14 protein-coding genes are annotated in these 15,407 nt (G+C 65.2%); 9 read left to right on the top strand and 5 right to left on the bottom strand.

Annotated elements, in window-relative coordinates; all coding sequences use genetic code 11:
- Positions 1-68: 68 nt before the first annotated feature.
- Positions 69-1,724: an alpha-amylase family protein gene (locus VM621_RS12305; protein ID WP_325469254.1), complete on the bottom strand. Its 1,656-nt coding sequence runs from the start codon at positions 1,722-1,724 to the stop codon at positions 69-71.
- Positions 1,725-1,832: 108 nt separating this feature from the next.
- Here VM621_RS12305 and VM621_RS12300 point away from each other — a divergent pair, with 108 nt between their 5' ends.
- Positions 1,833-3,398 carry an alpha-amylase family glycosyl hydrolase gene (locus VM621_RS12300; protein ID WP_325469253.1) on the top strand — a complete coding sequence of 522 codons (1,566 nt, stop codon included), beginning with the start codon at positions 1,833-1,835 and terminating at the stop codon, positions 3,396-3,398.
- 10 nt (positions 3,399-3,408) lie between these two features.
- Here the strand turns inward: VM621_RS12300 and VM621_RS12295 are convergent, their stop codons facing one another.
- Together VM621_RS12295 and VM621_RS12290 are read right to left on the bottom strand one after the other, a co-directional pair.
- Entirely contained in the window at positions 3,409-4,365 is a 957-nt protein-coding gene (locus tag VM621_RS12295; protein ID WP_325469252.1) for a hypothetical protein, read from the bottom strand.
- 256 nt (positions 4,366-4,621) lie between these two features.
- Positions 4,622-4,894, bottom strand: coding sequence for a hypothetical protein (locus tag VM621_RS12290; protein ID WP_325469251.1), 273 nt, complete (start codon positions 4,892-4,894; stop codon positions 4,622-4,624).
- Positions 4,895-4,967: 73 nt separating this feature from the next.
- On the opposite strand from VM621_RS12290, the gene wrbA reads away from it, so the two are divergent.
- The gene (wrbA, locus tag VM621_RS12285) at positions 4,968-5,567 is read left to right on the top strand and encodes an NAD(P)H:quinone oxidoreductase (protein ID WP_325469250.1); all 600 of its coding nucleotides are present in this window, start codon (positions 4,968-4,970) and stop codon (positions 5,565-5,567) included.
- 3 nt (positions 5,568-5,570) lie between these two features.
- Here the strand turns inward: wrbA and VM621_RS12280 are convergent, their stop codons facing one another.
- Positions 5,571-6,167, bottom strand: coding sequence for an AraC family transcriptional regulator (locus VM621_RS12280; RefSeq protein WP_325469249.1), 597 nt, complete (start codon positions 6,165-6,167; stop codon positions 5,571-5,573).
- A 255-nt stretch (positions 6,168-6,422) separates the two neighbouring features.
- On the opposite strand from VM621_RS12280, the gene VM621_RS12275 reads away from it, so the two are divergent.
- The 5 genes from VM621_RS12275 (at position 6,423) to VM621_RS12255 (ending at position 11,006) form a co-directional block, all read left to right on the top strand.
- Positions 6,423-8,366: a PAS domain-containing sensor histidine kinase gene (locus tag VM621_RS12275; RefSeq protein WP_325469248.1), complete on the top strand. Its 1,944-nt coding sequence runs from the start codon at positions 6,423-6,425 to the stop codon at positions 8,364-8,366.
- A gap of 5 nt (positions 8,367-8,371) precedes the next feature.
- Positions 8,372-9,004, top strand: a complete 633-nt coding sequence (locus tag VM621_RS12270) for a response regulator transcription factor (RefSeq protein ID WP_325469353.1) — start codon at positions 8,372-8,374, stop codon at positions 9,002-9,004.
- A 118-nt stretch (positions 9,005-9,122) separates the two neighbouring features.
- Complete coding sequence (locus VM621_RS12265; protein WP_325469247.1) at positions 9,123-9,506, top strand: response regulator transcription factor; 384 nt, start codon at positions 9,123-9,125, stop codon at positions 9,504-9,506.
- A 150-nt stretch (positions 9,507-9,656) separates the two neighbouring features.
- Complete coding sequence (locus VM621_RS12260; RefSeq protein ID WP_414674532.1) at positions 9,657-10,412, top strand: YdcF family protein; 756 nt, start codon at positions 9,657-9,659, stop codon at positions 10,410-10,412.
- 60 nt (positions 10,413-10,472) lie between these two features.
- Entirely contained in the window at positions 10,473-11,006 is a 534-nt protein-coding gene (locus VM621_RS12255) for a hypothetical protein (RefSeq protein WP_325469245.1), read from the top strand.
- A 100-nt stretch (positions 11,007-11,106) separates the two neighbouring features.
- Here the strand turns inward: VM621_RS12255 and VM621_RS12250 are convergent, their stop codons facing one another.
- Complete coding sequence (locus VM621_RS12250; RefSeq protein ID WP_325469244.1) at positions 11,107-11,565, bottom strand: PA2169 family four-helix-bundle protein; 459 nt, start codon at positions 11,563-11,565, stop codon at positions 11,107-11,109.
- Between the two features lie 171 nt (positions 11,566-11,736).
- On the opposite strand from VM621_RS12250, the gene VM621_RS12245 reads away from it, so the two are divergent.
- Complete coding sequence (locus VM621_RS12245) at positions 11,737-12,552, top strand: SDR family oxidoreductase (protein ID WP_325469243.1); 816 nt, start codon at positions 11,737-11,739, stop codon at positions 12,550-12,552.
- Positions 12,553-12,668: 116 nt separating this feature from the next.
- The gene (locus VM621_RS12240; RefSeq protein ID WP_325469242.1) at positions 12,669-15,008 is read left to right on the top strand and encodes a S9 family peptidase; all 2,340 of its coding nucleotides are present in this window, start codon (positions 12,669-12,671) and stop codon (positions 15,006-15,008) included.
- The last annotated feature ends 399 nt before the right edge of the window (positions 15,009-15,407 follow it).

Raw genomic sequence — 15,407 nt, 5'->3', positions numbered from 1 at the left:
AGCATTGCGCATGCAAGGATCGCCGACCACCCTCTAATGGGGTATGTCACGTTTGATACATGGTGTGCTCACCCCCCGTCGACCTCTTTCCGCTTGAGGATGTAGCCCAGGCCGCCTTCGCGGAACCAGCGGTAGCCATAGGGTTCGAGCAGGATCCGGTGCCTGCCGTGGCCGTCCGGCTCGCTGTGATCGTCCGACAAAACGTTGATCAGGCGCTCGGGCAGGGTGAAGGCCGCCTCGCACGGCGCATCGGACAGGTTGTGCAGGAACAGCACCGTGTTCCCGCGCCAGGTGTAGCGCATCATCAGGATCGCGTTGTCGTCGAGCGGCAGCACGTCGAAGTCGCCCCAGGACACCTCGAGGATCTCCTTGCGCATGCGAATGACACGTTCCATCCAGTTGAGCAGCGAGCCGGGGTCGCGCCGCTGTTCGGCCACGTTGACGTGCGCGAAGCCGAAGGGCCCATCGCCGATGACCTTGCTCACGGCACGGCGGGCGTCGGTGAATCCGGCCAGCCGTTCCGTCGACCATTGCATCGGCGTGCGCGCGCATTCGCGCTCGGGCAGCGAGAGATCGTCGCCCATGCCGATCTCGTCGCCATAGCGGATCACCGGGGTGCCCGGCAGGGTCAGCATCAGGCTGTAGGCGAGCTCGAGCCGGCGCCGGTCGTTACGCAGCATCGGTGCCAGTCGCCGGCGAATGCCGCGGCCGTAGAGCTGCATGGTCTTGTCGGGCCCGAATTCGGCAAAGACCCGCTCGCGCTGGCGTTTGGTCAGCCGGCCCAGGTCGAGCTCGTCGTGGTTGCGCAGGAACATCGCCCACTGCGCCGTGGCCGGTCGCGGCTTGGTCTTTTCCAGCGCACCGACCAGCGGTCGCACATCGGCCGCGGCGAGGGCATAGAACAGGTTCTGGTTCACCTGGAAGTTGAACATCATCTGCAGCCGGTCGCCGTCGTCGCCGAAATATTCCAGGTCGTCCTTGGGCAGCACGTTCGCCTCGCCCAGGATGATCGCGTCGCCCTTGCGCCACTGCAGTAATTCGCGGAACGAGCGCAGCATGTCGAACTGTTCCTCTGGCTTCCTGACCTCCGGGCCCTTGGTCGAGATGACGAAGGGCACCGCGTCCATGCGGAAGCCGGACACGCCCAGCTGCGTCCAGAAACCCATGATCTTCAGGATCTCGGCCTGTACGTAGGGGTTGGAGGTATCCAGGTCCGGCTGGAAGTCGTAGAAGCGGTGGAAGTACCAGGCCTTCGCGCGTTTCTCGTAATTCCATGTGCTTTTCTGCACGCCGGGAAACACCATGCCTTCGTTCGCGTTGGCGGGCTTCGTTTTCGACCAGACGTACCAGTCGCGGTATTTCGAGTCCGGATCGCGACACGCTTCACGGAACCAGGGGTGCTGGTCCGAGGTATGGTTCACCACCAGGTCGATCAGAACGCGCATGCCGCGTTGCTGCGCCGCGTGGGTGAACTCGACGAAGTCGCCGAGGGTGCCGTAGCGGGGGTCCACGTTGTAGTAATCGCTGATGTCGTACCCACCGTCCTTGCATGGCGAGGTCTGGAAGGGCATGAGCCAGACTGCGGTCACGCCGAGGCCCTGCAGGTAGTCCAGCCGGCGGCCGAGCCCCTGGAAATCGCCGATGCCGTCGCCGTTGGAATCCTGGAAGGTCCCGACCGAGAGGCAGTAGATGATCGCGTTCTTGTACCAGAGGTCGTTGATCATGACGGCACCGGAGGCACGAGGGAGAGCAAGAGCCTACGAGGTGCGACGTGAAGGCGTTCCCTACACATTCCTCCTGCTTCTGTATGACGGGGTCGACAAGGCACGGGCATGACACAACGTTTGTGGTGGCAGGACGGCGTCATCTACCAGATCTACCCTCGCTCGTTCGCCGATGCCAACGGCGACGGCATCGGCGATCTCGAAGGCATCCGCGGCAAGCTCCCCTACCTCGCGGAGCTTGGCGTCCGCGCGCTGTGGATCTCACCGATCTTTCCCTCGCCGATGGCCGATTTCGGCTACGACGTCAGCGACTATCGCGGCATCGATCCCCTGTTCGGGGATATCGAGAGCATGGACGGCCTCATTGCCGATGCCCATGCCCTCGGACTGAAGATCATCCTCGACTTCGTGCCGAACCACACCTCCGACGAACACCCCTGGTTCCGCGAGAGCCGCCGTTCCCGCGACAGCGCGTTCCGCGACTGGTACCTCTGGCGCGATCCCGCGCCGGGTGGCGGTCCGCCGAACAACTGGCTGTCGAACTTCGGCGGGAGCGCCTGGACGTTCGACCCGCCGACCGGGCAGTACTACCTGCATCTCTTCCTCGACAAACAGCCCGACCTCAACTGGCGCAATCCCGTCGTCCGCCAGGCGATGTACGACGCCATGCGCTTCTGGCTGCGCCGCGGCGTGGACGGCTTTCGCGTGGACGTGCTCTACCACGTCATCAAGGATGCGCAATTCCGCGACAACCCGGTCAATCCTGCCTACCGTGAAGGCATCGACTCGGCAGCGAACCGCTTTCTTCCGGTGCACACGGCCGACCTGCCGGAGGTGCTCGGCGTCGTCACCGCCATGCGCGAGGTGATCGACGAGTTTCCCGAGCGGGTGTTGATCGGCGAGCTTTACCTGCCGCTCGACCGGATCGTCGCCTACTACGGCGAAAACCTCGACGGCGCCAACCTGCCATTCAATTTCCTGCTGATCGGCGCGCCGTGGGATGCACGCTATATCGCCAGCCTGGTGGAACGCTACGAAGCCGCGCTGCCGGCGGGCGGCTGGCCCAACTGGGTGCTCGGCAATCACGACAAGCCGCGCATCGCCTCGCGGGTGGGCGACCGGCAGGCCCGCGTTGCCGCCGTCCTCCTGCTGACGCTGCGCGGCACGCCCACCATGTATTACGGCGACGAGATCGGCATGCACGACGTGCCGATCGCGCCGGGCCAGGTGCGCGATCCGTTCGAGATCAACGAGCCCGGCAAGGGACTTGGTCGCGATCCGCAGCGCACGCCGATGCGATGGTTTCCGCGCGAAGGAGCGGGTTTCACCCGGGGGGTGCCATGGCTGCCTGTCGGCGATCGCGTGGCGACCTGCAACGTCGCCAGCGAGACGGAGGACCAGGCGTCCCTGCTGACGCTATACAAGACGCTGCTGCACCTGCGCCGCGACAGCCGGGCACTGAGCGTGGGTGCCTTCCGGCTGCTGGCCGTGGATGACGCGGTCATGGTGTACGAACGCAGCGATGGCCATGAGCGCTACATCGTCGCCCTCAACTTCACCGAGGCGGAAAGCCGGCTGCCGGTGCCTGCCCCTGGCGTGTTGCTGCTTTCGACCGTAGCTGGCGCGTCGCCGGATGTGCTGCTCGCCGGGGAGGCTCGCATCTATCGCGCCTGATCCGGGCTGCTCAGTCGCCGATACGCGAGGTGTTCTTCAGTTCTTCGAGGATCTCGGGCCCGCGTACGTCGATGTGATCGAGGTTGTCGACGTAGAAGCGCACGAAGGGTTTCTCGGCATCCTTCGGCATCCAGGGCCTGGCCCAGACGAAGACGACACAGTAACCGCCCGCCTCCGCGATGACCTTGTCGAGCCTGGCGCGCAGGAGTTTGCGCACCGGGTAGGCGTCGATGTCCTTCGCGGTGAGCGTGATGGTCGGCTTCAGCTCGGCGTCGTCATGCCGGAACGGACGTGAGAAGCGCAGGTAGTAGCCACCTTCCTTCGTCGCACGCAACGACGCCGTGCCCCACCACACCGCACGCGTGTTGAGCTGATCCGCCACTTTCTGCCGGAAGATATTGCGGAACAGCGCTTCGTAGGTGGTGGTGTCCCCACCGATTTCCACCGTGGCTTCGGCGAGGTCCTTGTCGCGGCGGTGCTCGAGAAACTTCTGCACCAGAGAGGACAGCCGGTAGTAATGACTGGGCCGTGGCTTGAGCCCCGCCGCCATGACCGTTGCCCGGTTTTTCTCTGGAGGAGCCGATTCATCGGCGATACGGTGCTGGCCAGGCCCCGCCCCGGCAGCGGAATCCCTCTTGGACACGGCGGGAATCGACCGAAAGTGATCGGCCGGCCGCTCCGCTTCGAAAATGTCCGGGCGTTTTACGGCTTTCGTCTCGCCCTTGCCATGCGCGACCTCGCACGTGGGTGCATGGTCTTCGATGCGGCGCGAACGGAAGTAGGGGCGGATGCGCAGGTTCTGTTCGGGTTTGTCCAGGCAGGCGCAGATGAGTGCCGCCGTGCAGTCGTGGCCGATGCAGGCGAACGTGGGCGCCGTACCGAGCAGGTCGGCCCAGTAGAGCTCGTAGGCGCGTTCGGCGGTGAGGCGTTCGTTGCGTTCGGCGATGAATGCTTCTTCGATCGACACGGTGGGGGTCCTGCTTCCCTGGCTGGTTCACACTCTACCGCGAGCACCCATCGCCGATGAATCGGCTCCCACACGGGGCGATGAGTCGGCTCCCACACGGGGCGATGAGTCGGCTCCCATACGGGGCGATGAGTCGGCTCCCACACGGGGCGATGAGTTGGCTCCCACACGGGGCGATGAGTCGGCTCCCATACGGGGCGATGAGTCGGCTTCTACACGGGGCGATGAATTGGCTCCTGCACGGGAAGAGGGGTTATCAGAACGCGCCGAAGCCTGCCGGCATTTCCAGGCCGAGATCGACCTTCACCCCGCGCAGGAAGGCGAGGACCTCCTCGTACCGTCCGGAGGCCACCAGGACCTCGGCGGTCTGCAGGCCGAGGCGCTCGATCGGGTCGTTGCGGTACCAGGCGATACGGCGGCCTTCGTCCGGCTCGACGCGCGCGGCTTCGCGCAGCACCTGCCAGGCATGGGACTTCCGCGCCGGGCCGTCGGCGGCAGAACGAATATCGACAATTCGTGCGTGCGACATAGCAATAACCTCGCCTATACGACCAGCGTGCCTATCTTTCCCTTCCCGATTCTTTCGCAGCGGAGTTTCCCCCATGGCAAAAGTCCTCGTTCTCTACTACTCGGCCTACGGCCATATCGAGAAAATGGCCCATGCCGTGGCCGAAGGTGCGCGCGAAGCCGGAGCGCATGTCGACGTCAAGCGCGTGCCGGAAACCGTTCCCGACGATGTGGCGAAACGCTCGCATTACAAGCTCGACCAGCCCGCTCCCATCGCACGCGTCGACGAACTGGAATCCTACGACGCGATCATCGTCGGCACCGGTACCCGCTACGGCCGCATGACCTCGCAGATGGCGGCCTTCCTCGACCAGACCGGTCCGCTGTGGGCGCGTGGTGCGCTCAATGGCAAGATCGGCGGCGCCTTCGCCTCGACGGCGACGCAACACGGCGGCCAGGAAACGACGCTCTTCTCGATCATCGCCAACCTGTTTCACCTCGGCCTGATTCCGGTAGGCCTGCCCTACAGCTTCCAGGGCCAGATGAAGCTGGACGAGGTCACGGGCGGATCGCCGTACGGAGCTACGACCATCGCCGCCAGCGACGGTTCCCGTCAGGTCAGCGAAAACGAACTGGCTGGTGCACGCTTCCAGGGCAAGCTCATTGCCGAGGTCGCGACGAAGCTTTTCGGTTGACGTTTACGCTTCCTGCCACTGCGACCGCCGCCAATGACTCGGACTCTGTCCGACCAGACGGCGGAACAGGTTGCACAGGTGGGCCTGGTCCGAGAGGCCGCAGGCCAGGGCGATCTGGCTGAGCGGCTCGCGGGTCTGCAGCATCAGGGTCTGCGCACGTTCCACGCGGCGACGCATGATGTAGGCGTGCGGCGGATCGCCGAAGGTGTCCTTGAAGGCCCGACAGAAATAGCTGCTCGACAGCCCGGCGATCGTGGCCAGGTGGTCGATGGTGATGGCGAAGCCGAGGTTTTCCTCGACATGGCTCGCCACGCGGCGGGCCTGCCACGGCGCCAGTCCGGCGCCGACACGGCGGCGCGCCACCGGCGCGGCTTGCGGCTGGCTCTCTTCGCGATCCAGCAGGGCGGCCACGCGTGCCACGCAGGCGCGGGTCGTGGCGAGGTCGGTCTCGACGGCCGTCAGGGCCTGTTCGAGCAAGCGGGCGACAGTCGGCTCCTGCTCGGAGGCGGGGGTGTCGATCGCGAAGGGCGCCAGGGCATGCATGGCACCGGCGGTGCGCGCACCGCCGGTGCCGGCGAAGGTATGGGTTTCGTATCGCATCAGCGTGAGCTCCACGGCAAGGGCGTGGGCGTTCTGCCCACCCTTGCAGACTAGACGCGATGCAGGGGTGTACTGAATTCTACAAAGGGACTGTAAAGCTCATACCAAAGGGTTAACCCGGGCTGTTCTGGAATATCTTGTAGCTGTCGTGCCGTAACGGTCAAAAACCATCACCGGCGTGCAAGACGGTGTGACCTCATTCGGACACGCTTCAGGCCGAATCTGCACAAGACAAACACACCGAGCCAAACCGCGATGCCACCTTACCGACCCCTGCAAGCCAGTGCCGGCGGCTCACTCGTCGGGCCACGCCGGGCCGTGGCCGGACTGTTGATGACGGCCGGCGCCCTGCTGGCGCTGGCCGTGTTCCTGGTCGATACGTTCACCCCACTTCAAGGCGCGGTGGCCGTGGTGTACCTGGTCGTCGTCCTGTTGGTGGCCGCCAGCGGCAGTCGTCGCGCGATCGGCGGCGCGGCGTTCGGCTGCATGGGGTTGACCATCGTGTCCTTCGTCCGTGGCCACGGCTTTCCCGCCCTGGATGCGGCCATGCTGCGTTGCCTGGTGAGCCTTGCCGCCATCGCGATCACGGCGGTGCTCTCGTTGCGCGCGCGCGACCGCCTGGCGACCATCGCCGGGCAGGCCCGGCTGATCGAGCTGACCCACGATTCGATCTACGTGCGCGACATGGACGATGTGATCGTGCTGTGGAATACCGGTGCCGAGCAGCTCTACGGCTGGACGGCGAGCGAGGCCATGGGGCGGCGCGCCCTCGACCTGCTCGGCACCGCGCTGCCCGGTCATCACACCTGCGTGGATGCGGCGCTGTTCAGTACGGGACGCTGGGAAGGCGAGGTGACCCAGCGACACCGGGACGGACGCCTCGTGGTCGTTGCCGCGCGTTGCGCGCTGTTACGCGACGATCGCGGCAAGGCCCGGGTGATTCTCGAAGCCGGCACCGACGTGACCGCCCGCCGCGCGGCGGATGCCGCGCTCAGTGACAGCGAGCGCCGCTATCGCAGCATGTTCGAGAAAGCCCGCTTTTCGTTCTGGGAAGAGGACTGGACCCTGGTCATGGCGCGCATCGCGACGCTGCGCGAGGAGGGCGTCGCCGATCTTGCCGCCTATCTGCAGGCCAACCCGGCCTTCGTCCGCGAATGCTGCCACTTGACCCAGGTCACCGACGTCAACGATGCGACTGTGCGCATGCTCGGTGCCGGGTCCCGCGAGGCCCTGCTCGGCCCCCTCGACCGGTTCCTGCCCGCCTCCGATACGACCTTCGGCCGGGTGATCCTGACCATTGCGCAGGGGGGCGGGGTGGCGGAGGGCGAGACGCATATCGTCAACCTGAAGGGCGAACGGCTGACCGTGTTGTTTGCCCTGAACATGCCGCTCGGTCCGACGCGCGTCGACCGCGTGCTGGTCAGCGTGGTCGACATCACCGACCGCAAGCGCGCCGAACGCGCCCTCATGGCCGTGCAGTCGGAACTGGCCCAGGCCGCGCGTATTACGGCACTGGGCGAGATGAGTGCCTCGATCGCGCATGAGGTGAACCAGCCGCTGGCCGCCATCGTCACCCATGGCGAGGCCAGTCTGCGCTGGCTGCGCCGTCCCTCGCCGGACCTGCTCGAAGCCTGCCACGCCATGGAGCGGGTGGTTCGCGACGCCCGTCGGGCCAGCGAGGTGGTGCACCGGGTGCGCAGCCTGGCCAGCAAGGAGCCGCGGCAGCACGTGCGCTTCGACCTGGCCGCGCTGATCGCCGAATGCGCGTTGCTGCTGGACGGCGAGATGGCCCAGCATCACGTCATGCTGAGTGTCGATATAGCCCCCGAAGCACCCTTGCCCCGCGGCGATCGCGTGCAGTTGCAACAGGTGGTACTGAACCTCATGGGTAACGCCATCCGTGCGATGTCGTCGGTGGATGGTCCACGCTCGCTGATCGTGCGTGCCCGCCCGGACGGTGACGACGGCATCCTGATCGAGGTCGAGGACAGCGGAACCGGCATCGCCGAGGATATCGCCGCGCATCTGTTCGATGCCTTCGTCACCTCGCGTGGCGGCGGCATGGGCATGGGTCTTGCCATTTGCCGGTCCACGGTTGAATCTCATGGCGGACGCCTCTGGGCCACGAACCGACCGGAAGGCGGGGCGACCTTTCATTTCACGCTGCCCGTCGCGGTGGCCGAGGAGGCTGGCGCGTGACCCGAATGCCTCCCCCCCTGACCCCGGCACAGGCGCCGGTGGTCTGCATCGTCGACGACGATGCAGCGGTGCGCGAAGCGCTGGATTCCTTGTTCCGTTCGGTCGGCCTCAATGTGGCCGCCTTCGGCAGCGCGGCGGATTTCCTGGCCCGCGAGAACGCCAACGCCCCTGGCTGCCTGGTCCTGGACGTACGCCTGCCCGGCGTGAACGGCCTGGATTTCCAGGCCCAGCTGGCGGCCATGGACAACCCGCTGCCGATCGTTTTCATGACCGGTCACGGCGACATCCCCATGTCGGTGCGGGCGATGAAGGCGGGCGCGCTCGACTTTCTTTCCAAGCCGTTCCGCGACCAGGACATGCTCGACGCGGTGAGCATGGCGATCGAGCGTGACGCCGCCGGTCGCCGCGATGCCGACGCGATCGGCGCCCTGCGCCAGGCTTATGCGTCGCTGACCCCGCGCGAGCGCGAGGTCATGCACCACGTCACCGCGGGCCTCATGAACAAGCAGGTGGGCGGCTTGCTGGGGCTGTCCGAAATCACTGTGAAGATCCACCGCGGCAACGTGATGCGCAAAATGGCCGCCCGTTCGCTGGCCGAGCTGGTGCGCCAGGCCGAGGCGCTCGCCAGCCACCCGTAACACCAAGGGTGTGACATACCGCACACCTCCGTATGATTCCCATCGGGGGGCGAGGGGTGCACTGTAAGCCCGCACGATGGTGCTGGATGAGGACGACAGCTTGGCCGCGAACAGGATTGTGGCGATCGTTGACGACGACGAGGCGGTCCGCCTGGCGACCGCCAGCCTCGTGCGATCGCTGGGACATGAAGTGCGAGGCTTCGCGTCCGCCGAAGATTTCCTCCGCCCCGGCGGCGACGAAGGGGTCGACTGTCTCGTCACCGACGTCCACATGCCGGGCATCGATGGCACCACGCTCCAGCGCCGGTTGATCGAACGCGGCCGCACCTATCCGATCGTCTTCGTTTCCGGTTTCCTCGACGACGCCGTGCGTGAGAGCGTGATGGCCGCCGGTGCCTTCTGTTACCTCGGCAAGCCATTCCAGGGCGATACCCTGGTCACCTGTCTGGAGCGCGCCCTCTCCAGCGGCAACCCGCCCACCGCCGCCTCCACACCCCTGTAGGAGCCGATTCATCGGCGATCCCGCGCTAGCGGGCAAGGTTGTCGCGAGCACCCTATCGCCGATGAATCGGCTCCTACAGGGAGGGGGCTGGCAGGGTGGAGAGGTCACTCGCATCCGGTTACGCTCGGCGCCATGACACTCATTATCTTCCTGCTGCTGCTCCTCATCGCGCTGATCCTGCTCTGGCGCCGTCGTCCGGGCGCCGGCTCCGCATGGCTGGGCCTTGGCATCGCCTGGCTGTTCTTTGCCGGCTGCGGTCCGCTCACCGGAATGCTCCTTGGCAACCTGCAATCCGGATTCGCACCGGATGTCGCGCAGTGGGGCCAGCGCAACGTCATCATCCTGCTCGGCGCGGGCACGGTGCGCAGTGGGGCCGGCGCGATCGAGCCGAGCCTCTATGCCAACGGGCGAATTCTGCGTGCGGCCGAGCTTTACCGCTCGTGCAAGGTCACCGGTGGCGACTGCAAGGTTGAGGTGAGCGGTGGCGACGCCATGAAGCTCAAGCAGGCCGAGGCCGATGTGTATGCGATTTCGTTGGATCGACTCGGCGTGCCGCGCAGCGACATGATCCTCGAAACGCAGAGCATGAACACCTTCCAGAATGCGCAGTTCACCAAGCCTTTGCTGATGACCTACGGCGCCGACAAGGTCGTGCTGGTCTCCTCGGCCGTGCACCTGAAGCGAGCGGTGCTGTACTTCGCCCACTTCGCCATCCACGGTGAGCCGGTGCGTGGCGACTACGTCACGGCCCGCTACGACTGGCTGCCCGGCTCGGACAATCTCTCCTACGCGGACTTCGCCCTCCACGAATACATCGGCATCGCCCGGTACCACTTCTACAATGCGATGGGCTGGAACGTTCCGAAGATTCCTGAAGAAAGCGTGACCGCGCAGACACATACGTAACAATCGCAGCTTTATGCTGCTTCACCGTCCGCCACGGACAGCGAACCCCAGGAGATGCCCGTGAAGTCTCGTTACATCCTCGCCGCACTGCTTGCCACCGCCGCTGTCGCCCCGGCCGCCGTTTTCGCCCAGCAGGCCGCTCCGGCCCCGGCCGCCCAGCCCGCTCCGGCCGCCAACCCGGCGTCGCAGATTCCCCCGGCCGACAAACAGGCCATCCAGAACTACAACCTCAACGACGACGTGTTCAGCCGCATCGTCAAGGTCTCGCAGGAAGCGAAGAAGGAAGGCATCAAGCCGAAGGACGCCAAGACCGATTTCTCGAAGATCCATTCGCTCGACGATCTCGCCGCGCAGATCACCGCCGCCGATCCGCGCATCGAGCCCCTGATCAAGAAGTACGGTTTCACCCCGCGTGAGTTCCTCCTCGCCAACCTGGCGGTGACCAATGCGGCCATCGCCTCGGAAGCGAAGAACAATCCGCAGATGGCGGCCTACGTGGACCAGTCGAAGGTAAACCAGAAGAACGTGGCCTTCTATGAGTCGCACAAGTCGCAGATCAATGCGCTGATGAACGAAGACGCCACCGGCAACTGAATGCGGCAGCCGGTTATCGCCGGCGACTCGGCAAACGAAAAAGGGCGAGACCTTGCGGTCCCGCCCTTTTTCACGCCTGAAGGTTTAATGCGTACCGGTGTCAGTGCGTACCGTGCAGCGCGTGCTTGAGGTCGCGCATCTGGTCGTGGCCGCTCTTCACCGAGACATAGGCCTCGTTGATCAGCGAACGGGTACCCGCGGTGACGTCGGTGTCCTTCAGCGCGTCTTCGTACTTCGCCTTGATGTGGTCTTCGCCGCGCTCGACTTCGTCGACGATGGCGGTGTCGTCCTTCGAGCTCATCTTGGCGCGCAGTTCGACGAACATGCGATGCGCCTTGGCCAGGACGGTGCCATCGTCTTCCGGCTTGCCGCCGAGCGAGCTGACCTGCTGCTGCAGACGCTGGGCAACCTGGCGGCGTTCGGCAGCACGGCTCTGGAACGACGCCGCATAACGGGTGTTCTCGGCGTCCTTCGCCGCCTCGCCATAGCCTTCGGCGCTGTCGATCGTGGTCTCGATGAGGCTGTTGAGAACCTTGATGTCGTGGTCGGTGCTGGTCATGGTGGTGGCTCCTTGTGTGACTCACGATGAGTCGTTTGGGGACGTCAAGCTTCGCCGCGCAGGGGTGCACGGATTCGTGAAATGGACGTCGCGCGCATCAACACACGGTGGGCACGGTTCATGGTCCGACGGTGCATACTCGATCTTCACGACATACTTGGAATCACGTTCATGGCATCGAATCGTCGTCGCGCGCTCGTCACCGGCGCATCCGCCGGCATCGGCGAAGCGTTCGCCCGGGAACTGGCCCGCCGCGGTCACGACCTCGTCCTCACCGCGCGCCGTGCCGATCGTCTCGAAACGCTCGCGACCGAGCTGCGCGATCGCCACGGTATCGAGGCCATCGTCGCGCCGCTGGATCTGTCGCGAACCGATGGTCCCGAAGCCCTGGTGGCTGCCCTGGAAGCGCAGGGTCTGGCAATCGACGTGCTGATCAACAACGCCGGCTACGGCGTTACCGGCTATCTCGAAGAACAGCCCTGGGCGACGCATGCGGCCTTCATCCAGGTGCTCATGACGGCACCGACCGAGTTGGTCTATCGGCTCATTCCCGGCATGAAGGCGCGTGGCTACGGTCGCATCGTCAACGTCGCTTCGCTGGCCGGCCATGTGCCGGGGTCGGCAGGCCACACGCTGTATGCGGCTTCCAAGGCGTACCTGATCAAGTTCTCGCAGTCGCTGGCGCTGGAAGGAAAGGCCAGCGGCGTGCACACCACGGCGGTGTGCCCGGGTTTCACCTATTCCGAGTTCCACGATGTCACCGGCTCCCGCGACCTGGTCTCGAAGATGCCGGGCTTCATGTGGATGGACGCCCCGACCGTGGCCCGGCAGGGCCTGGACGCCGTGGAAGCGGGCAAGGCGGTATACGTGAACGGAGCGGTGAACCGGGCGATCAAGGCCATGTTCAAGCTGTTGCCGGACGGCCTGGCCCTGAAAATGATCGAGCGGCAGGGCAAGCGTTACCGTTCCGGCCCGCATTCGGGATAACCCCGGCCTGTTCGGTCGACCCGTGACCTCTGGCATAGGCCGCGCGCCCCTTCGGGGGCTAGCCTCGTCCGGTTTGCGGCGCTTTCCGCGCCGCCCTGCCGTCACGGGGACCATCGATGTCGATTTCACGCAATGCGGCGCTTTCCGGCGCCGTCCTCCTCAGCCTGATCGGGGCCAACGCCTCGGCCCAGACAGTCACCACCGACGATTACCGCCGCGCGGACTCGTTCCTGGCCACCAACACGGCACCGCTGGTGGACCACTCGGTCACCAAGGTCACCTGGACCGACGACAGCCACTTCTGGTATCGCGACCACGACAAGGATGGCGATCAGTTCATCATGGTGGATGCCTCCACCGGCCAGGCCACGCGCGCCTTCGATCGCGACAAGGTCGCGGCAGCGCTCTCCACGGCGACCGGCAAGAAGGTCGACGCGGCCAAGTTGCCGGTCACGACCTTCGTCGTCCGTCCGGACGGCGGCCTGGATATCACCTCCCGCGGCAAGCACTACCTCTGCGACAAGGCCGTCGACAAGTGCGAGCGGGCCGCGGCGAAGAAGGATGCCAACGGCAAGGCTTACGGTGAAGAGCCGGGTCTGGTTTCGCCGGACGGCAAGTCCGAAGCCTTCGTCCGCGACTGGAATCTCTGGGTGCGCGACGTGGCCAGCGGTGCGGAAACGCAGCTGACCACCAACGGCGTCAAGGACTATGGCTACGCCACCGACAACGCCGGCTGGAAGCACACCGACGAAGCCATCGGCGTGTGGTCGCCGGACTCGACCAGGTTCGCGACCTTCCAGCAGGACCAGCGCAAGACCGGTGAGATGACCCTGGTCAGCACCAACGTCGGTCATCCCAAGGTCGACACCTGGAAGTACCCGCTACCGGGCGACAAGGACGTGACCATGATCGAGCGCGTCGTGATCGACGTGCCGACGAAGAAGACCGTGCGCTTCAAGATGCCCGCCGACCAGCATCGCTCGACGATCTGCGACGACGTGTCGTGCAGCCCGGGCCTGTGGGACGACGTGCGCTGGGCCGCCGATGGCAAGAGCATCGCCTTCGTCTCCACCTCACGCGACCACAAGCAGGAATGGTTCCGCGTGGCTAACCCGGAAACGGGCGACGTGCGCGAGGTGTTCGGCGAGAAGGTAAAGACGTACTTCGAAAGCGGCAATGAAATGGTCAACTGGCAGTACGTGCCCGAGACCGACCAGGTGATCTGGTTCTCCGAGCGGAGCAACTGGGGCCACCTGTACATGTACAGCCTGAAGACCGGCAAGCTCGAGCACGCGATCACCACCGGCGACTGGAACGTCACCCAGGTGCTGCGTATCGATCCGAAGACGAAGACCATCTGGTTCCGCGGCGTCGGTCGCGAGAAGGGCGTCGATCCGTACTACCAGTCGTTCTACAAGGTGGGCTTCGACGGCAAGGGCCTGACCCTGCTCACCCCGGAAAAGCTCGACCATTCGGTGTCGATGTCGAAGGACGGCACTTACTTCTTCGATGCGTACTCCACGGTCGATACGCCCCCCGTCGCCGTGGTTCGCCGCGCCGACACCGGTGCGACGGTGAAGGAAATCGCGCGTGCCGACATCTCGCGCCTCAAGGCCACCGGCTGGGTCCCGCCGACATCGTTCACGGTGAAGGCGCGTGACGGCAAGACCGACCTCTACGGCCAGATGTTCAAGCCGACCCGTTTCGATCCGTCGAAGAAGTATCCGCTCATCGTCTACATCTATCCGGGTCCGCAGGTCGGTTCGGTGCGTACGCGCAGCTTCCTGCCCTCGCATGGCGACAACCAGGCGCTGGCCGAACTCGGTTTCGTGGTGATCGCGGTGGATGGCATGGGCACGCCGCTTCGCTCGAAGGCGTTCCACGATGCCTACTTCGAGAACATCGGCGACAACACGTTGCCCGACCAGGTCGCCGCGGTGAAGGAACTGACGAAGAAATACAGCTGGCTCGACGCCGACAAGGTCGGTATCTGGGGCCATTCCGGCGGCGGCAACGCCACGGCCACCGCGATGTTCCGCTACGCGGACGTGTTCAAGGTGGGTATCTCGGAGTCCGGCAACCATGACAACCGCAACTACGAAGACGACTGGGCCGAGAAATGGCAGGGTCTGCTGGTCACCGACAAGGACGGCAAGTCCAACTACGACGACCAGGCCAACCAGAAGTGGGCCGCGGGCCTGAAGGGTCACCTGATGATCGCCCACGGCACGTTCGACGATAACGTGCCGCCGTACGAGTCCTTGCTTGTCGTCGACGCGCTGATCAAGGCGAACAAGGACTTCGACCTGGTGATGATTCCGAATGCCCATCACGGCTACGGCGCCGCCACCACGTACATGACCCGCCGTCGCTGGGACTACTTCGTCCGCAACCTCGCCGGCGGCACGCCGCCGAAGGAATACCAACTGACGCCGATGACGCCACCCGGCGGTTGATGTTCGGTCTCCGCGCTTGAACGACGAAAGCCCCGCTGCGAAGCGGGGCTTTTTTTCGGTTACAACGAAAAATGCCGGGGACGCCGAAGGCATCGGTTCACTCAGCGGCTGATGCCGCGGCGAGCGCAGACGTGGCGGCGCAGAGCCTTCGGTGCCCACCCTCGCTGCTCAGACAGGTCCTCCGCGTTCGGTGCGGAAGGCCGCTTCGCGGCCGGTGTCTTATATGGCCTGCGGCCGCTCACTTGTGCGGAACTCGCCTCGAGGGTGGGCACCGAAGACTCTCCCGAGCCGTGAGGTTCGCGTGGGTCGAGCCAAAGCGCGCGGCAGCATCACCAGCAAGCACGCCGACACACGCGCGACGAAGGTATTGGGCAACCGGGTACCAGCAACCGCGTCCGC

Source organism: Luteibacter sp. (assembly GCF_035539195.1).
GTDB lineage: Bacteria > Pseudomonadota > Gammaproteobacteria > Xanthomonadales > Rhodanobacteraceae > Luteibacter.
This window is presented reverse-complemented; position numbering and strand designations above follow the sequence as displayed.